Raw genomic sequence first — 17,786 nt, forward strand, 5'->3', positions numbered from 1 at the left:
TCTCATTTATTATCCGCGCGTCGGACGGGACACCAGAAGCTTGTCGATGCGGCGTCCGTCGAGATCGACAACCTCGATGCGCCAGCCGTCCCATTCGACTCGGTCCCCAACCTGCGGGATCGCTCCGGCAAGGTCCAGCACCAGACCGGCAACGGTGGAGTAATCCCGGTCATCGTCCAGCGGCACCGCAAGTCGGTCTGCGAATTCATCGACCGGCATCCAGCCTGCGACCAGCAGGCTGCCATCGTCTCGCAGCACCAGCTTGGGTTCGTCGTCATCCATGCCCGAGAACTCCCCGGTGATTGCCTCGAGCACGTCCATCGGCGTGACGACACCTTCGAAATGTCCATATTCATCATAGACGAGCAACATCTGTCCGGGCGAAGCCCTCAGCCGGGAAATCACTTCGGGCGCGTCCATCGTCTCGGGGATGATGGGCGCAGGCTTCATCGCCTCGCGCAGGTCGAAGGATTGGTCGTTCACCCCGATCAGATCGGCGCTGGCGACGACGCCGATCAGGTTGTCCTCATCGCCGTCGCTCACCGGAAGCCGGGTCCGATGGCTTTCCTTGAACTTGCGGGCGATCTCGTCATGTCCGTCCCCTAGATCGATGGCCGGAATGTCGCGCCGGGGGGTCATCAGCCCGCGTGCGCTTCGGTCCGCGATCCGCATCACCCCCGCGATCATCTCGGTCTCGGCACGATGAATGACACCCGCATTCTCGGCCTCGGCGATCACCAACCGGATTTCCTCATCCGAGATGCCTCGATTGTCGTCACCGGTCTGGCGCAACAGGGCGAGCACGAGCTTGCCGGAACGATCGAGAAGCCAGACCAGAGGCGCCGCAGCGCGCGATATGCCCCGCATCAGGGGCGCGACCCGCGCGGCCACCGTTTCGGGCGAGCGCAGCGCGATCTGCTTGGGGACCAGCTCACCGAGGATCAGCGACAGGTAGGTGATCGCGACAACGACGCCCCCCATGCCCAGCGGTTGGGCCAGCGAGGTCGGCACACCCCAACCCGGCAGCGCCGCCGCAAGCCGGGCGCCAAGCGTCGCGCCAGAAAAAGCACCCGAAAGCACGCCGACAAGGGTAATTCCGATCTGGACCGAGGAAAGAAAGCGTCCCGGTTGTTCGGCCAGTTCGATCGCGGTTGCCGCCCCACGATTTCCGCGATCGGCAAGAACCTTCAACCGCGCCGGGCGGGACGAAACAATTGCCAGTTCGGACATGGCAAGCAACCCGTTGAGCAGGGTCAGAAGAACAACGATGGCGATTTCGATCCACATGTAACGGGCTCAGTTCAGGAAGGGATTGGCGCGCATCAGACGAAAGAACGCGACAGGACAAAGATCACGGCCTTGATCATCGCATAGACGACCCCCACCGCGACCACGAAAGATGAAATGCCCAGAGCGATCCCGATGCCGACCCACAATCCGTCTCGCTCAAGCAGGCCCAGCATCATTACGCTGATGGCAAATGCCGGTAGCATGTTTCCAAGCGGGACCGGCAAGAGCAGTACGACCGAAAGGACAAGGCAGATGCCTCCGACCACCTTCTCGGCCGCCGGGCTGACCAGTCGCTCGACGCGCGGACGGAGCAGCCGTTCGAGCCAGGCGAGAACGGGGGCGACCCGGCGGACCAGCCCTGCGAAGACATCATGCGAGATCGAGCGCCGCGCGATCACCGGCGGCAGCCATGGACGCTGCCCGGTCAATTGCTGCCAGCTGAGATAGATGAGCGGCCAGCCCAGTATGGCCGAAAGCCCCGGAGGAGCGGGCACGACGTTCGGCGCGGCGAAGATCAGGATAAGCGCGGCCAGGGCCCGCCCCGGCAACAGGTCCAGCAAATCGCTCATCGCGACGCGCTCGCGGGCATCATCCTGCGCCAGTTCGGCCAGCCGCTGCGAAAGGCTTTGGCGCGGCCTGTTCGGATTGGGGCCGGGATCCGGCGAAGGTTCATCCCCGCAAACGGGGGTGAAGTCATCGACACCTCCCGGCCCGCATCTTCGCGGAGGCTCGGGACTGTCTTCGGATTTGTCGTCGATCATCGAAGGGTCGGCGGCTGCTTATCCGTGGATGGGATGACACAATCTACCGGATATGCGCGCAAGAACAACCGCCGATCACGGTAGCGCGTTGCCAAAACCGTGATCGGCGCCCCGGATGCCCGGCGCGCCGTCACGATGAAGACTCAGGCGGACTTGAACAGGTCCTTGTGGGTCGATGGCTGGCAGCGAAGGTATTGCGGCGCAACGGCAACGCTCGCCCCCAGTTCGGCAGCGACATGCCACGGCCAGCGCGGATCGTAGAGCACGGTCCGGGCCACCGCGATCATGTCGGCATCCCCCGTCGCGATGATCGCTTCGGCCTGCTGCGCCTCGGTGATCAGCCCGACTGCGACGACGGGCATCGACACGGCCTGCTTGACCGCGCGGGCCAGCGGAACCTGATAGTTCGGTCCGACCGGGATCTTCTGTCCCGCATCAAGCCCGCCGCTCGAGATATGGATGGCATCGCAGCCCCGCGCCTCGAGCGCCTTGGCAAGGGCGACGGTTTCCTCGATGGTCCAGCCGCCCTCGACCCAGTCCGTCCCCGAGACGCGAACCGTCACCGGATACCCGTTTGGGACCGCCGCCCTGACGGCCTCGAAGACCTCGAGCAGGAAGCGCATGCGGTTTTCAAGGCTGCCGCCATATTCGTCGCTGCGATTGTTCGAGATGGGCGACAGGAACTGATGCAGCAAGTAGCCATGCGCGGCATGGATCTGGATCGCGTCTATTCCCAGCCGAACCGAGCGCCGCGCCGCCTCGGCAAAGGCGTCCCGAACCCTGTCGAGGCCTGCGCGATCAAGCGCCTCAGGCGGGTTGTCGGTCGCGGCAAAGGGCAGGTTCGACGCCGAGACGGTCTGCCAGCCATTCCCATCCTCGGGTGCGATCTGCCCCCCGCCATCCCACGGCTTTGCGCAGGACGCCTTGCGCCCGGCATGGGCAAGCTGGATCGCGATCGGCATATCGGACCAGTCGCGCAGCCCCTTGAGCACGCGTGCCATCGCCGCTTCGGTTTCATCGTCCCAAAGACCGACATCGGCATAGGTGATACGGCCTTCGGGAACCACGCCGGTCGCCTCGATCGTCAGGATCCCGGCGCCCGATTGCGCCAGCGTTCCCAGATGCATCAGATGCCAGTCGGTCATCTTCCCGTCGACGGCCGAATACTGGCACATGGGCGCGATGACGATGCGATTGGCGATGGTCGAGCCACCGATGGTGATCGGCTCGAACAGCTTGGATTGGGGCATGGGGCCTCCTGCTGGTGTTTCGCGGAAAACTTAACCCGAGAAGGCCCCGCCGCAAGGGGCGGTCAGAAACTGTTGCGTTCGTGATAGGTGCGTAGGAAGGACTGGATGCGCGGGTCCTCGGGCTGATGCAGGATCTTGTCCGGCGTATCGACCCCGACAAGCTCGCCCTTTTCCATGAAGGCGACCTGGTCCGCGACATGGGCGGCAAAGCCCATCTCGTGGGTCACGACGACCATGGTCATGCCCTCGGCGGCGAGCGTCTTCATTACGTTCAGCACCTCGCCCACGAGTTCGGGATCAAGCGCCGAAGTCGGCTCGTCAAACAGCATCAGGTTCGGTTCCATCGCGATGGCGCGGGCAATGGCGACGCGCTGCTGCTGACCGCCCGAAAGCCGCGAAGGATGGTTTTCCATCTTGTCTGCCAGGCCGACCTTGGTCAGCGCCTCGGCGGCACGTCGTCCGGCCTCGACCTTGGACATCCCACGCACGCGCATCAGACCCTCGGCCACGTTTTCCTTGGCAGTCATATGGGGCCATAGGTTGAACTGCTGGAAGACCATGCCGATCGAACGGCGCATCTCGCGCAGCTTTCGGCCAGGCGCTTTCTTGCCGGGCGCGTCATAGCCGATCAGCTTGCCGTCGATGCGGATCTCGCCCGAGTCGTATTCCTCGAGAAAGTTGATGCACCGCAAAAGCGTGGACTTGCCCGAACCGGACGGGCCGATCAGACAGGTCACCTTGCCCGGCGGAATGGAGAGGTCGACGGCCTTCAATGCCTGAAACGGGCCATAAAACTTGTCGACCTTGCGGATCTCGACGGATGAGGCCTGCATCGTCAGGTCCTTTCGATCAGGTGTTTCGTGACGCGCGCCTCAAGCCTGCGGCCAATGCGCGAGATGGTTTCGACCAGCAGCCAGAAGAACAGCGCAAGGACCAGGTTCGCTTCAAGGAAGCGGAAGGTCTCGGTGGACATGCGATTCACCTGGTACATCAGTTCGGGCACGGTGATGATGGACAGGATCACCGTTTCCTTGGTCAGGATGATCGAGAAATTGATCAGCGCGGGCAGCGATGAAACCAGCCCCAGGGGCAGCAGGATGCGGCGCACGATGGCAAGCTCGGTCATGCCGATGGCGCGCGCAGCCTCGATCTGGCCATGCGGCACGGCACGGAAGCCCGAGCGGAAGATCTCGGCGAAGTAGGGGCTGCCATAGATCGTCAGACCCAGAAGCCCGGCCGGCACCGCGTCCAGCCGCAGACCGACCAGCGGACCACCGTAGTAAAGGACGAAAAGCTGCACCAGAAACGGCGTGCCGCGAATGATTTCGATATAGGCCTGGACGATCCAGCGCACCCAGCGCGGCGCATAGCGTTGGATCAGCGCGATCAGCAGCCCCAGCGCCATCCCGAAAACGGTTCCCAGCGCCCAGCACAGGATGGTGTTTGCAAATCCCCTCAGCAGGGCCGGACCATATTGTTGGAAGATACCGAAATCCATCAGACCGCCGTCCTGTTTTCAAGCCAGCGCCCAAGGGCCGCGAGGCAGAGATTGATCGCCAGATAGATGCAGGCGGCAGCGATATAGACCTCGAGCGGGCGGAAGGTCGTAGCGGCCTGTGCCTGGCTCGCACGGGTGATTTCCAGGATGCCGACAACCGAGACGAGCGATGATGCCTTGACCAGCAGGATCAGCTCATTGATCAGCGCGGGCAGCGACATGGTGACCGCCTGAGGCAGGACCACACGGGTCCAGACGTCGCGCGGGTTCATCCCGATCGCAACCGCGGCCTCGGTCTGGCCCTTCGGCAGGGCGGCGATCGCACCGCGCCAGATTTCCGAAATATAGGCGCTGGCACAGATCCCCACCGTCACGACGGCCGCAAACAGCGGCGGTACATCCAGCCCGATCACCGGCAGGGTGTAGTAAAAGACCAGAAGCTGCACGAGCAGCGGCACGCCCCGCAGGAAGCTGACCCAGACCGCTGCGAAACGACGCAGCGCAACATAGGGTGAAAGCCGCGCTGCACAGATCAGCGCACCGATCACCAGGCCCAGTCCAATGCCCAGAAGCGAAATCAGCAGCGTGTATCGCGCCGCCCAGATGAGCGGCTCGAAACTTTCAAGGAAAACCGGAATGGAAAACATGCAGGTCTCGTCTTGGCCTGAAGAAAACGGGCGGGGAACAGCCTTCCCCGCCCGTCGAAAGGCTTAGTTCGCAGGAACTTCGCGCGGCAGTTCGGTATAGGTGCCCAGCCACTTTTCCTGGATCGCCTTGACGCGGCCGTCATCCGTCATCTTCAGCAGCGCGTCATTGATCGCGGCGGCGAAGGTTTCGGTATCGGCTTCCTTGCGAAGCGCCCAGGCAAAGTATTTCGGCTCACCGAATTTCGCCGGCTCGAACAGGGCGAACGTTTCGGGGCGGTTCTTCACCAGATAGGTCAGGTTCGGCAGAGAGCCCGCGACGGCGTCGAGGCGACCGGCGGCAAGGTCGGCATAGGCCTCGTCGGTGGTGCCGTATTCCTTGATGGTGATGCCGCCCAGCTTCTCGCCATAGGCTTCCAGCTGCTTGAACTGCGCGGTGCCCTGCTGGACGCCGACGGTCTTGCCCTTGATGTCTTCCGGGGCCTTCAGCTCGCTGCCGGCGGCCTTGACCAGCGCGACGGTGGCATCGGCGATCGGCAGGGTGAAGGTGTAGCGCTCGAGACGCTCGGGGGTGATCGTCACCGGGGCGATGATGATGTCGAACTTCTTGACCTCAAGGCCCGGCAGTTCGGCCGGCCAGGGGATATCCTGATAGACGGGTTCCGCGCCGATTTCTTTGCTGACCTCATCGAACAGGTCCTTGGTCATGCCCTCATAGGTGCCGTTGTTCAGCATGTCGAAGGGGGCGTAGTGCATGTCCGTCGCAGTGACGATCTTGCCCGCAGCCTTGATGTCGGCCAGTTGGTCGGCCGAGGCGGCGGACCCCGCGCCCAGCGCGATCAGGCTGACGAGCGCAGCCTTGAGGCTCATGTTGAAGCTCATGTCTTTCTCCTTGTTGGACAGATGATGAGGGCGACGGCGATACGTTGCGTCGTCGCCCCCTTGGATCAGAGAATGCCGGGCAAGTTCAAGCCATGCTCGCGCGCGCAGTCCTTTGCGATCTCGTAACCTGCATCCGCATGACGCATCACGCCGGTCGCCGGGTCATTCCACAGCACGCGTGCGATCCGCCGATCGGCATCTTCCGTGCCGTCGCAGCAGATCACCATGCCCGAATGCTGGCTGAAGCCCATGCCCACGCCGCCGCCGTGATGCAGCGACACCCAGGTCGCGCCCGAGGCGGTGTTCAGCAGCGCGTTCAGCAGCGGCCAGTCGGAAACGGCGTCCGAGCCGTCCATCATCGCCTCGGTCTCGCGGTTGGGCGAGGCGACCGAGCCCGAATCGAGGTGGTCGCGGCCGATCACGATAGGGGCCTTCAGCTCGCCATTTCGCACCATCTCGTTGAAGGCGAGGCCCAGCTTGTGACGCAGGCCCAGACCGACCCAGCAGATCCGCGCAGGCAGGCCCTGGAAGGCGATGCGTTCCTGCGCCATGTCCAGCCAGTTATGCAGATGCGGGTCGTCGATCAGTTCCTTGACCTTGGCATCGGTCTTGCGGATGTCCTCCGGATCGCCCGAAAGCGCGGCCCAGCGGAACGGCCCGATACCCTTGCAGAAGAGCGGGCGGATATAGGCCGGCACGAAGCCCGGGAAGGCGAAGGCGCGCTCGAACCCCTCTTCCAGTGCCATCTGGCGGATATTGTTGCCGTAATCGACGGTCGGGATGCCGGCATCGGCAAAGGCCACCATCGCCTCGACCTGCACGCGCATCGAGGCGCGGGCGGCTTTCTCGACCGCTTTCGGGTCGCTTTCCTGCTTGGCGCGCCATTCCGCGACGGTCCAGCCGATCGGCAGGTAGCCATGGACCGGGTCATGCGCCGAGGTCTGGTCGGTGACGATATCCGGGCGGACGCCCCGCTTGACCAGTTCCGGGAAGACCTCGGCGGCGTTGCCGATGAGCGCCACGGATTTCGCCTCGCCGGCCTTGGTCCAGCGGTCGATCATCTCGAGCGCCTCGTCGAGGTCATGGGTCTTTTCATCGACATAGCGGGTGCGCAGGCGGAAATCGGCGCGGGTCTCGTCGCATTCGACCGCCAGACAGCAAGCGCCCGCCATGACGGCCGCCAAAGGCTGAGCGCCGCCCATGCCGCCAAGGCCGCCGGTCAGGACCCATTTGCCCTTGAGGTTGCCGCCGTAATGCTGGCGACCCGCCTCGACGAAGGTTTCATAGGTGCCCTGAACGATGCCCTGCGTGCCGATATAGATCCACGAGCCCGCGGTCATCTGGCCGTACATGGCCAGGCCCTTCTTATCCAGCTCGTTGAAATGGTCCCAGTTCGCCCAATGCGGCACCAGGTTCGAGTTGGCGATCAGCACGCGCGGCGCGTCCTTGTGGGTCTTGAAGACGCCGACCGGCTTGCCCGACTGCACCATCAGAGTCTCGTCATCCTCCAGATTGCGCAGCGACTCGACGATAAGGTCGAAATCCTTCCAGGTGCGGGCGGCGCGGCCGATGCCGCCATAGACCACCAGCTCATGCGGGTTCTCGGCGACATCGGGATGCAGGTTGTTCATCAGCATCCGCATCGGCGCCTCGGTCAGCCAGCTTTTCGCGGTGATCTCGGTGCCGGTGGCGGGAAAGATGTCGCGGGTGTTGTGACGGGGATTGTCCATCTGCTTCATGCCTTCAGTTCGGCGGCCAGCGCCGCAAGTTTGCTCAGAATGTCTTTCAGGGTGACGCGCAGCGCCTCCGCCTTGGCCTCGTCATAGGCGAAGGGCGGGGTTTCGGTCGAAAGATGGGTCGATTGCGCCAACTCCATCTGGATGGCGTGGACGCCCGCGCCGGGCTCGCCGTAATGGCGGGTGGTCCAGCCGCCCTTGAAGCGCCCGTTCAGCACATAGGTCCGGCCCGTCGCGGCTGCGACCTCATGCGTGGCGGCCTCGATGGCCGGCGCGCAGGAGCGCCCGCTATTCGTGCCAATGTTGAAATCGGGAAGCGTGCCTTCGAACAGGAACGGGATATGGCTGCGGATCGAGTGGCAGTCATACAGGATCGCCACGCCATGTTTCGCCCGCACCCGCTCGATTTCCGCGGCCAAAGCCGCGTGATAGGGCGCGTGGAAGCGCGCCTTGCGGTCGGCGATCTCGGCCTCGGTCGGTTCCTCGGTCCAGATCGGCTCACCGTCGAAATCGGTCAGTGGCACAAGGCCGGTGGTGTTCTGGCCGGGATAAAGGCTTGCGTCATCCGGGCCGCGATTGGCGTCGATGACATAGCGGTGAAACGTCGCCCGCACCGTCGTCGCGCCGGGCAGCAAGCCGTCGTAAAGGCGCTCGATATGCCAGTCGGTATCGGCCAGAACCTGCCCGCGCGGGTTCAGCCGCGCGCGGATCTTGTCGGGCAGCCAGGTCCCGGTATGGGGCAGGCCCAGGATGACCGGGCTGTCGCCCCGGACGATCTCGACCGGGGTCACGGACGCACCTCGGCCAGCAGCTCGGGCGCGACCGCGCCGGTCAGCACGCCCTCGCGGACGAGGCGGGCGGATTCGCTCAGGTCGGGGGCCATGTAGCGGTCCTGCGCCAGCGCCGGAATGGTTTGGCGCAGCGTCGCGATCACCGATTGCAGCGCGGCCGAGGTCTTCAGCGGCGCGCGGAACTCGACGCCGGCGCTGGCGCAGAGCGCCTCGATCCCGATGATATGCGCGAGGTTCTCGTTCATGCGCTTCAACCGGCGCGCGCCATGCGCGGCCATCGACACATGGTCTTCCTGATTGGCGCTGGTCGGCGTCGAGTCGGTCGAACAGGGATTCGCCAGATGCTTGTTTTCGCTCATCAGCGCGGCACTGGTGACCTCGGCGATCATCAGGCCAGAATTCAGGCCCGGATCGGGGGTCAGGAAGGGTGGCAGGTCATGGCTGAGTGTCGGGTCCACCATCAGCGCGATGCGGCGCTGCGAGATCGCGCCGATCTCGGAAATCGCCAGCGCGATCTGGTCGGCGGCGAAGGCCACCGGCTCGGCATGAAAATTCCCGCCCGAGACGATCTGATCCGCACCGACCAGCACCAGGGGGTTGTCGGTCGCGGCGTTGGATTCGATTTCCAGCGTGCGGGCGGCCTGCCAGAGCAGGTCGATGCAGGCGCCGGTCACCTGCGGCTGGCAGCGGATGCAATAGGGATCCTGGACGCGGGTGTCGCCCTCGCGGTGGCTTTCGCGGATCTCCGAGCCGTCCATCAACCCGCGGATGACGCGAGCCGACAGGATCTGGCCGCGATGGCCCCGCAGCGTGTGGATCTCTTCGAAGAAGGGCGCGGTCGAGCCCATGATCGCATCGGTCGAGAGCGACGAGGTGACAAGCGCGGCGCGGGCCGCGGCAAAGGCGTCGAAAAGGCCCGCCAGCGCGAAGGCGGTCGAGGCCTGCGTGCCGTTGATGAGCGCGAGACCCTCTTTCGCGGCCAGGACAACCGGGGTCAAGCCGGCGGCGGCCAGCGCCTCGGCGCCCGACATCTCGCGGCCCTCAAAGGTCGCGCGGCCCTCGCCCAGCATGGCGGCGGCCATATGGGCGAGCGGCGCAAGATCGCCCGAAGCACCGACCGAGCCCTGCGACGGGATCACCGGCAGCACGCCCTTGGCCAGCATGTCCTCGATCAGCGCGATGACCTCGGGGCGCACGCCCGAGGCGCCGCGGCCCAGCGACAGAAGCTTCAGCACCATCAGCAAGCGGGTGGTTTCCGGCTCGACCGGCTCGCCCACGCCGCAGCAATGCGACAGGATCAGGTTGCGCTGCAGGGTCGCGGTGTCCTCGGACTTGATCTTGATCGAGGCGAGCTTCCCGAAGCCGGTATTCACGCCATAGACCGGGACGTCGCCGCTTGCGGCGGCGGCGATGCGGGCGGCCGAGGCGGCAATGCCGGGCCGCGCGCTGTCGGCAAGGCGCACCGCATGACCCTCGCGCCAGACGCTTTCAAGCTGCGCGAGCGTGGTTTCACCGGGAATAAGGATAAGTTCAGACAAGTTCGCCTCCGACAAAGCGGGCATGAAGGGGGTTGAAGCCGATGCGATAGGTCAGCTCGGCAGGATGCTCGATGTCCCAGACGGCCAGGTCGGCGCGCATTCCGGGGGCGATCTGGCCGCGATCCGCCAGACCCAAGGCCGTCGCGGCATGGCGGGTCACGCCGGTCAGGCATTCCGCAGGCGTCATCCGAAACAGCGTCGCCCCCATGTTCATGGTGAGCAGGATCGAGGTCAGCGGCGAGGTTCCGGGATTGCAGTCCGTGGCCAGCGCGATCGGCACGCCGGCATCGCGCAGCGCCTGGACCGGCGGGTATTTCGTCTCGCGCAGGGTGTAGAAGGCTCCGGGCAGCAGGACCGCCACGGTCCCCGATGCCGCCATCGCGTCGATCCCGTCCTGGCCCAGCCATTCGAGGTGATCGACCGACATCGCGCCATGCTGCGCCGCCATTTCCGCGCCATGCAGGTCCGAGAGCTGCTCGGCATGCAGCTTGACCGGCAGGCCGAAGCGCGCGGCATGTTCGAAGATCTGCGCCATTTCCTCGCGCGAGAAGGCGATGCCCTCGCAGAAGCCGTCGACGGCGTCGATCAGGCCTTCGGCATGGCCTGCCTCCATCCCCGCGATGACGACGTCGCGGATATAGCCCGCGCGGTCCTCCTTGTATTCCGGCGGCAGGGCATGGGCGGCGAGCCATGTGGTGCGGATCGTGACGGGACGGATCGCTCCGATGCGACGCGCAACGCGCAGCATCTTGAGCTCGCTTTCGAGGTCGAGGCCATAGCCCGACTTGATTTCCAGCGTGGTGACGCCCTCGGCGAGCAGCGTGTCGACGCGGCGCAGCGCCGAGGCGAGCAGCGCGGCCTCATCCGCCTCGCGGGTGGCACGGACCGAGGACAGGATGCCGCCGCCGGCAAGGGCGATCTCTTCGTAGCTGGCGCCTTCAAGGCGCATCTCGAATTCGCGGGCTCGGTCGCCGCCGAAGACGACATGGGTGTGGCAGTCGATCAGGCCTGGCGTGACCAGCCTTCCGCCCAGATCATGACGCGGCAGATCGGCATAACGTTCTGGCAGCTGCTCCTCTTCCCCGACCCAAACGATTCGGTCACCCTCGACAACCAGAGCACCTTGCTCGATCAGGCCATAACCACCTGATTGCGCATCCATTCTGGAGAATTTTCCCTGGGTAAGAAGCAGCATCGCCGATGCCCCCGATTGATTTCCTTGTCGTTCTATGTCTAAACTTAATCGAACTCTATGTCTAAACTTATTTTGACGGAAAGAAGGGCAGCCGAATGGTTCAGATCTGGGCAGAGCGGGCCTTGTTGCCCGAAGGCTGGGCGGAAAATGTATTGGTCACGCTGGACCAGGGCCGCATCCAATCGGTCGAACCCGGTGCCTCCGCCGCCGGGCAGCGGGTCGGACTTTTGCTCCCGGCCATGGCGAACCTGCACAGCCACGCATTTCAACGTGCGATGGCGGGCCTGAGCGAGGCAAAAGGTCCCGAGCCCCGCGACACCTTCTGGACCTGGCGGCAGATCATGTACCGCTTTCTCGACCACCTGACCCCCGAGGACATCGAATCCATCGCCGCCCTGGTGCAAATGGAGATGCTCGAGGCGGGCTACGCCACCAATGTCGAGTTCCACTACCTGCATCACCGCATCGGCGGCGGGCATTACGACAATATCGCCGAGATGGCCGAGCGCATCGCGGCGGCAGCCAGCCACACTGGCATCGGCCTGACCCTGCTGCCCGTGCATTACCAGTTCGGCGGCACTGACCGTCGCGCGTTGATCCGCGGGCAGGACCGCTTCGGCACCACGCCCGAGGAGTTCCAGAAGCTGCTGGAAGCGGCCGAGGGCACGCTGGCACACCTGGACGGCGATAGCGGTATCGGCATCGCCCCTCACTCGCTGCGCGCCGTCTCGCCCGAGGGTTTGCAGATGTGCGTTGACCTTCGCCCAACGCGGCCACTGCACATGCACCTGGCCGAGCAGATCCCGGAAATCGAGGAAATCAGCGCCGCCTATGGCCGCCGACCGGTCGAATGGCTGCTCGACAATTTCGCGCCGGACAGTCGCTGGACGCTGATCCACCTGACCCACATGACCGAAGACGAGACCCGTCGCCTCGCCGCCACAGGCACCGTCGCAGGCCTTTGCCCGATCACCGAATCGTCCCTTGGCGACGGCATCTTCAACGGCACGATCTGGGCCGAGGCGGGCGGACGCCTGGGCTTCGGCTCGGACAGCAACGTGCGCATCTCGCTGGTCGAAGAGTTGCGCACGCTGGAATACAGCCAGCGCCTGCGCGACCGGGGTCGGGCGATCCTGGCCGAGCCCGCGCGTTCGACGGGCCGCGTGATCTACGAGGCAGGGCTGGAGGGCGGCGCAAGCGCGGCGGGGCGCGAAACCGGGGCGATTGCATCGGGGCTATGGGCCGACCTTTGCGCGGTGGACCTGCAGAACCCGGTGATGTTCGGACGTGACGGTGACCGGATGCTCGACAGCCTGATCTTTGCCGGGCATGACGGACTGGTCCGCGATGTCTGGTCGGCGGGTCGCCATGTCGTTCGTGAAGGCCGTCATGTCGCGGGGGACCGGATCATTGCGGATTACCTCGCGACAATTTCCCGCGTGCAGGAGCGCATGTGACCGAAAGATCCGCCAGCAAGGCCCAATCCATCGTCACCGAGGTACGCCGCCGAATCGTGGACCGCGAGTGGCGGCAGGGCGACCGCATTCCGGACGAGGCCGAACTCGCGATCGAGTTCGGCGTGGCCCGCGCGACGGTGAACAAGGCCCTGCAATTGCTCGCCGAAGAAGGGCTTCTGGAACGCAAGCGCAGAGCGGGAACCCATGTGACGGTGAACCCGGCACGCAAGGCCACGCTGACCATCCCGATCGTGCGCGAACAGATCGAGGGTGCCGGCATGGCCTATAGCCACCGCATCATTGCCCAGAACCGCAGCGCCGCCCCCGCCGATATCGCCGCTCGGATGGACCTTGCACGGGACCAGATGATGATCCATCTGCGCACCGTCCATTACGGGGACGAAAAGCCATTTCAGGTCGAGGATCGCTGGATCAACCCGATCGCCGCTCCGGGCGCGGAGGACGTGGATTTCCAGCGCATCAATCCGAATGAGTGGCTCGTGCGCAACTTTCCCTGGTCGCGGGGAGACATCGCCTTTTCCGCCGAAAATGCCAATGCGCGCGATGCCCGGCTGCTGGAAACGCGACAGGGAACGGCTTTGCTGATCCTGCAACGGACGACATGGAACGATCAGGGCGCGATCACCTCGGTTCGCCTTGCGTTTCATCCCGGCTACTGCATGAGGGCCATTCCCTAGTCCGGCTTCACTTTTTGCAGGCGTTTGTCTAATAGGCTTGCCAATCCCATAAAAGGTAAAGCCATGGCCAGCGCCAATCTCAACATCATGATCAAGGCCGCGCGCAAGGCGGGCCGCAGCCTCGTCAAGGACTTCCGCGAAGTCGAGAACCTTCAGGTCAGCGTCAAGGGCGCGGGCGATTTCGTCAGCCGCGCCGACCGCGAGGCAGAGCGCATCATCAAGGAAGAACTGCGCGGCGCCCGCCCGAATTACGGCTGGATCGGCGAGGAAACCGGCGAGGAAGCCGGCGAGGACCCGACCCGTCGCTGGATCGTGGACCCGCTTGACGGCACCACGAACTTCCTGCACGGCCTGCCCCATTGGGCGATCAGCATCGCGCTGGAACACAAGGGCGAAATCGTTGCGGCCGTAGTCTACGATGCTGCCAAGGACGAGATGTATACCGCCGAAAAGGGCGACGGAGCCTTCCTGAACGACCGCCGCATCCGCGTCTCGGGCCGCCGCCAGATGATCGAATCGATCTTCGCGACCGGCGTCCCGTTCGGCGGCCGTGGCACCTTGCCCGCCACGATCCGCGACCTGAGCCGGCTGATGCCGGTGACTGCGGGCGTGCGTCGCTGGGGCGCCGCCTCTCTCGATCTGGCCTATGTCGCATCGGGCCGATTCGATGGCTACTGGGAACGCGGGATCAATTCGTGGGATGTCGCGGCCGGCATCCTGCTGGTGAAAGAGGCAGGCGGGTTCGTCGAATCGATTCGCTCCGAAGAAAATCCGGTCGAATCGGGCTCGATCATCGCGGGCAATGCGCAGCTCTTCGAGCCCTTCGCGGAAATCATCCGTAGCCGCGACTAAGAGCCGTTGACCTTTCCTCGGGGCGGGAGCAAGGCTTCCATACCAGAGGAAAGCCCGTCATGACCGATAACAGCCAGACGGGGCCACTGATGGCCCCGCCAGCACAACCTCCTGCGGTTCCGCCACCCCAGGCAGAACCCCTTGTCGACCGACAGGGCAGCGCGATCATGCTGATCTGTGGCGCGTCCTTCATCTTCGCGACACAAGACGGGATTTCGCGCCACCTCGGCGCGACCTATTCGCCTGTCTTCATCACGATGGTGCGATACTGGTTCTTCACGCTGTTCGTGGTCGCGATCTGCCTGCGCCAGCCGAACGGGCTTCGCATGGCGATGCGCAGCAAGCGACCCTGGCTGCAAATCGCACGGGGCGTGATCCTTGCCCTGGAAATCGTCGTCACCATCGAGGCGTTCGTGCGCCTGGGGCTGATCAATACCCATGCGATCTTCGCCTGCTACCCGCTGTTGATATCGATCCTGTCCGGCCCCGTGCTGGGTGAAAAGGTCGGCTGGCGCCGCTGGCTGGCTGTCGCTGTCGGTTTCTGCGGCATCCTGATCGTGCTCAAGCCAGGCAGTGGAGTGTTTTCGGCAAATGCGGCCCTGCCGTTCCTGGGGGCCGTCATGTTCGCGGTATACGGCTTGATGACGCGCATGGTCGCGCGTGACGACACTGCCATCGTCAGCTTCTTCTGGACCTCGGTGATCGGCGCCATCACCATGACCATCATCGGCATTCGCAGCTGGGAACCGATTGCCAAGGCGGACATTCCCTGGCTGCTCACGCTGTGCGCCTGCGCGGCGACCGCGCATTTCATGCTCATCAAGGCCTATGAGATGGCCGAGGCTTCGGCCCTTCAGCCCTTTTCCTACACCCAACTCGTATGGGTCAGCATCTTCGGCGTGCTGATCTTTGGCGAGACATTGGCGCCCAATGTCGCAATCGGCGGCCTCATCGTCGTCGGAGCCGGTCTGTTTACCTGGTGGCGGTCTCGCCAGCGAGAGAAGGCTGCCCTGGCCCGGTCGTAGCGCCACGCTGGATGTCGGTGCCCGCGTTCGCCTCTTCGATAGGCGGCGGCGCGCCGACCACCTCGGCCAGCACCCCACCTGCCGCATAATGGACGAGCGCCCGAGCGGACATCGGCGGACGGCTGGAGAAGGCCAGCCTGATCGGCGGCTGCGGCGGCAAGGGCATCATCCCACCACCCGTGAGATCATAGGTCGGCACGATCGGCGCCGGGTGCCCCATGATGCGCGCGCGGTAGACGGGCAGCGCCTCGGTCACTCGCATGACGTAATTGCGCGTCTCGTCGAAGGGGATCAGTTCGACCCAGTCCACGGGGTCGGCCGTCTTGCGCAGGTCGCCGAAATCCTGAAGCCAGCGGGCCGATCGTCCGGGGCCGGCATTGTAGCCCGCGCTGACCAGCGCGATCGAGGGCCCGAACCGATCGCGCAGGCCCTGCAGATAGGCCGCGCCCAGGCGTGCATTATAGGTCGCATCCTGCGTCAGCCGCGGCTGATCATAGGGCTCGCCGATCTTTCGCGCCATGTCCCTTGCCGTGCCGGGCATGACCTGCATCAGCCCCAGCGCCCCGGCATGGGACGAAACGCCATGGTTGAATTCGCTTTCCCGTCGGGCGATCGACATCACGAGCTCGGAAGGCAGCCCCAAAGGCTTGGTCTCGAGACCCGTCAGCGGAAAATAGGCGGCGGGGTAGATGACGCCCTTGGCCGCCGCGGCCTTGGCAAGGCGCAGCGCGTTCCAAGGCCGCCCGACTTCGAGCATCAACCGCGCCATTCTCCCGATATCTTCGGGTTCTGCAGTTTCGGCCAAGTGAAGGAAGAAGCGGGCCGCCAGATCGGCGTCTCCTGCCGCAAGAAGCCAGGCCCCTGCCTGCCACACCTGATTATACCGCAGGGCACTGCCTCGCCATTCCGGGAGGGTCTCTTCGGCGCGCCCGGCAACCGCCAGATCGGGTTGCATGGGCTGACGCAGCTTCTCGGCGGAAAGCTGTCCATAATAGGCCGTCTGCCAGGTTGCGGAATGCCGAAAGGCCTTTCCTGCGGCCTCCGTTTCCCCCGCGACCTCATGCGCACGACCCTGCCAGTACAGGGCCCGTGACAGGGAAATCGGACTGCTGACACCGGCCTCGAGACGCTGGAAATGGATCAGCGCGCGATCGCTCGCCCCTTGTTTCAAGGCGGCATAGCCCGCAAGCCATTCCAGATCGATGAAATCCTCGCCGCCTTCGTGCAGGAAATTGCCTGCCGCCAGCTTCTCGGCCAAGGGCCAGTCGCCCTCGCGCATCGCGGCACGGGCAAAGTCGGCGCGCTTGTCGGCCCAGATCGCCGGGTCGCGCAGCGCCTCGGCGCTGGTGGAACGCTCAAGCATCAGGTCGCGGGCCGGTTCAGGCAGCTTCGCCGCGATGCGCCACAGAAAGCGATCCATCGCCAGCCCGGCATCGTTTCGAAGAGCTTCCGGCAGGGCGAGGATCAGTGCGTCCACTCCCTCCTGGCGCGACTGAAGGGCGATCCGCGCGCGTCCGACGCCCTGTGCGTCATCGCTCGCAAGCGGCAGGACAGCCTTGGCCGATTGCCATTCACCCAGATCCAGCAGCTTGGCCAGACGTGCGTCGTGAATGTCGATGAGGTCGGCGCCGTAAATGGCGACAAAATTCGCGCTGTCATCTTCGGACAGCGCCTGGTTCGTCCAGAAGCGCGCCATTTCGGCCTTGGCCGCTGCAGGGTCGGTACTGGCCAGCGCAGTGATCAGCGCCTTGGCCCCGATCAGCGTATCCGGCCGCCGCTCGCCGAACCAGTCGATGATCTCGGCGGCAGGCAGGTCCGTGCGCAGCAGCGCATCGCCCCGGCGGTAAAGCAGCGCCATCCCCGGCCAGTCCCGGTGCTTGCGCGCAAACTCCAGATACTCCGGCCAGCGTCCTTGCCCGGCACGCAATCGGTGCCAATCCACCAGGGCCGAGGCCATCGGACCCGAGCTTTCTGCATGATCCGCGGCATCGACCCAATCGCGCGCACCAACGGCGGCAAGGGCGCGCGCAATCGCAGCCGCGTCCTCGGCCGCAGCCGACAACGGAAAGGCCGCCAGGCACGCAGCCAGCGACCAGCGCAGAATCCTGTCGCGCAAAGGATACATCATGGGTTCCTTTCTGCGGGCTCGCGCGCGCGCGCGCAACTCAC

The 17,786-nt window shown here is 64.8% G+C and carries 16 protein-coding genes; 4 read left to right on the plus strand and 12 right to left on the minus strand.

Annotated features, from left to right (window positions below):
• Window positions 1-9: 9 nt before the first annotated feature.
• The 11 genes from RGQ15_RS02545 to hutI form a co-directional block, all read right to left on the minus strand.
• Entirely contained in the window at window positions 10-1,287 is a 1,278-nt protein-coding gene (locus RGQ15_RS02545) for a hemolysin family protein (RefSeq protein WP_311158645.1), read from the minus strand.
• A gap of 35 nt (window positions 1,288-1,322) precedes the next feature.
• Window positions 1,323-2,051, minus strand: a complete 729-nt coding sequence (locus RGQ15_RS02550; RefSeq protein WP_311158646.1) for an exopolysaccharide biosynthesis protein — start codon at window positions 2,049-2,051, stop codon at window positions 1,323-1,325.
• Between the two features lie 143 nt (window positions 2,052-2,194).
• On the minus strand, window positions 2,195-3,301 hold the full coding sequence (locus RGQ15_RS02555) for an NADH:flavin oxidoreductase/NADH oxidase (protein WP_311158647.1): 1,107 nt from the start codon (window positions 3,299-3,301) through the stop codon (window positions 2,195-2,197).
• 62 nt (window positions 3,302-3,363) lie between these two features.
• Window positions 3,364-4,134 carry an amino acid ABC transporter ATP-binding protein gene (locus tag RGQ15_RS02560; protein WP_311158648.1) on the minus strand — a complete coding sequence of 257 codons (771 nt, stop codon included), beginning with the start codon at window positions 4,132-4,134 and terminating at the stop codon, window positions 3,364-3,366.
• A gap of 2 nt (window positions 4,135-4,136) precedes the next feature.
• The gene (locus RGQ15_RS02565) at window positions 4,137-4,799 is read right to left on the minus strand and encodes an amino acid ABC transporter permease (protein ID WP_311158649.1); all 663 of its coding nucleotides are present in this window, start codon (window positions 4,797-4,799) and stop codon (window positions 4,137-4,139) included.
• A complete protein-coding gene (locus tag RGQ15_RS02570; RefSeq protein WP_311158650.1) occupies window positions 4,799-5,446 on the minus strand; it encodes an amino acid ABC transporter permease in 648 nt (215 codons plus the stop codon). Before RGQ15_RS02570 ends, RGQ15_RS02565 begins: the two co-directional genes overlap by 1 nt.
• A gap of 63 nt (window positions 5,447-5,509) precedes the next feature.
• Complete coding sequence (locus RGQ15_RS02575; RefSeq protein ID WP_311158651.1) at window positions 5,510-6,325, minus strand: transporter substrate-binding domain-containing protein; 816 nt, start codon at window positions 6,323-6,325, stop codon at window positions 5,510-5,512.
• A 65-nt stretch (window positions 6,326-6,390) separates the two neighbouring features.
• On the minus strand, window positions 6,391-8,055 hold the full coding sequence (gene hutU / locus RGQ15_RS02580; protein WP_311158652.1) for a urocanate hydratase: 1,665 nt from the start codon (window positions 8,053-8,055) through the stop codon (window positions 6,391-6,393).
• A 5-nt stretch (window positions 8,056-8,060) separates the two neighbouring features.
• Window positions 8,061-8,852, minus strand: a complete 792-nt coding sequence (gene hutG, locus RGQ15_RS02585) for an N-formylglutamate deformylase (RefSeq protein WP_311158653.1) — start codon at window positions 8,850-8,852, stop codon at window positions 8,061-8,063.
• Window positions 8,849-10,390, minus strand: coding sequence for a histidine ammonia-lyase (gene hutH, locus RGQ15_RS02590; RefSeq protein ID WP_311158654.1), 1,542 nt, complete (start codon window positions 10,388-10,390; stop codon window positions 8,849-8,851). The genes hutG and hutH overlap by 4 nt, the downstream gene beginning before the upstream one ends.
• Window positions 10,383-11,552: an imidazolonepropionase gene (hutI, locus tag RGQ15_RS02595; protein WP_311158655.1), complete on the minus strand. Its 1,170-nt coding sequence runs from the start codon at window positions 11,550-11,552 to the stop codon at window positions 10,383-10,385. The genes hutH and hutI overlap by 8 nt, the downstream gene beginning before the upstream one ends.
• Before the next feature lie 128 nt (window positions 11,553-11,680).
• Between hutI and RGQ15_RS02600 the strand changes: the two genes are divergently transcribed.
• From RGQ15_RS02600 to RGQ15_RS02615, 4 genes are all read left to right on the plus strand, one after another.
• Window positions 11,681-13,042: a formimidoylglutamate deiminase gene (locus RGQ15_RS02600; RefSeq protein WP_311158656.1), complete on the plus strand. Its 1,362-nt coding sequence runs from the start codon at window positions 11,681-11,683 to the stop codon at window positions 13,040-13,042.
• On the plus strand, window positions 13,039-13,740 hold the full coding sequence (locus tag RGQ15_RS02605) for a GntR family transcriptional regulator (protein ID WP_311158657.1): 702 nt from the start codon (window positions 13,039-13,041) through the stop codon (window positions 13,738-13,740). Before RGQ15_RS02600 ends, RGQ15_RS02605 begins: the two co-directional genes overlap by 4 nt.
• Window positions 13,741-13,803: 63 nt before the next feature.
• Window positions 13,804-14,592, plus strand: a complete 789-nt coding sequence (locus tag RGQ15_RS02610) for an inositol monophosphatase family protein (protein ID WP_311158659.1) — start codon at window positions 13,804-13,806, stop codon at window positions 14,590-14,592.
• Between the two features lie 59 nt (window positions 14,593-14,651).
• Window positions 14,652-15,617, plus strand: coding sequence for a DMT family transporter (locus RGQ15_RS02615; RefSeq protein ID WP_311158660.1), 966 nt, complete (start codon window positions 14,652-14,654; stop codon window positions 15,615-15,617).
• Here RGQ15_RS02615 and RGQ15_RS02620 read toward each other — a convergent pair.
• A complete protein-coding gene (locus tag RGQ15_RS02620) occupies window positions 15,565-17,742 on the minus strand; it encodes a lytic transglycosylase domain-containing protein (RefSeq protein ID WP_311158661.1) in 2,178 nt (725 codons plus the stop codon). The genes RGQ15_RS02615 and RGQ15_RS02620 overlap by 53 nt on opposite strands.
• Window positions 17,743-17,786: the final 44 nt, after the last annotated feature.

Origin of the sequence: Paracoccus sp. MBLB3053 (assembly GCF_031822435.1) — a bacterium.
Classification (GTDB): Bacteria; Pseudomonadota; Alphaproteobacteria; order Rhodobacterales; family Rhodobacteraceae; genus Paracoccus; species Paracoccus aurantius.

Excerpts from the sequence above, each read along its gene's own strand:
- RGQ15_RS02620 (WP_311158661.1), bottom strand. The coding sequence starts at position 17,742 with ATGTATCCTTTGCGCGACAGGATTCTGCGCTGGTCGCTGGCTGCGTGC.
- RGQ15_RS02575 (WP_311158651.1), bottom strand. The coding sequence starts at position 6,325 with ATGAGCTTCAACATGAGCCTCAAGGCTGCGCTCGTCAGCCTGATCGCG.
- RGQ15_RS02570 (WP_311158650.1), bottom strand. The coding sequence starts at position 5,446 with ATGTTTTCCATTCCGGTTTTCCTTGAAAGTTTCGAGCCGCTCATCTGG.
- hutI (WP_311158655.1), bottom strand. The coding sequence starts at position 11,552 with ATGGATGCGCAATCAGGTGGTTATGGCCTGATCGAGCAAGGTGCTCTG.
- RGQ15_RS02560 (WP_311158648.1), bottom strand. The coding sequence starts at position 4,134 with ATGCAGGCCTCATCCGTCGAGATCCGCAAGGTCGACAAGTTTTATGGC.
- RGQ15_RS02550 (WP_311158646.1), bottom strand. The coding sequence starts at position 2,051 with ATGATCGACGACAAATCCGAAGACAGTCCCGAGCCTCCGCGAAGATGC.
- RGQ15_RS02565 (WP_311158649.1), bottom strand. The coding sequence starts at position 4,799 with ATGGATTTCGGTATCTTCCAACAATATGGTCCGGCCCTGCTGAGGGGA.
- RGQ15_RS02615 (WP_311158660.1), top strand. The coding sequence starts at position 14,652 with ATGACCGATAACAGCCAGACGGGGCCACTGATGGCCCCGCCAGCACAA.
- RGQ15_RS02600 (WP_311158656.1), top strand. The coding sequence starts at position 11,681 with ATGGTTCAGATCTGGGCAGAGCGGGCCTTGTTGCCCGAAGGCTGGGCG.
- RGQ15_RS02610 (WP_311158659.1), top strand. The coding sequence starts at position 13,804 with ATGGCCAGCGCCAATCTCAACATCATGATCAAGGCCGCGCGCAAGGCG.
- RGQ15_RS02555 (WP_311158647.1), bottom strand. The coding sequence starts at position 3,301 with ATGCCCCAATCCAAGCTGTTCGAGCCGATCACCATCGGTGGCTCGACC.
- hutU (WP_311158652.1), bottom strand. The coding sequence starts at position 8,055 with ATGGACAATCCCCGTCACAACACCCGCGACATCTTTCCCGCCACCGGC.
- RGQ15_RS02545 (WP_311158645.1), bottom strand. The coding sequence starts at position 1,287 with ATGTGGATCGAAATCGCCATCGTTGTTCTTCTGACCCTGCTCAACGGG.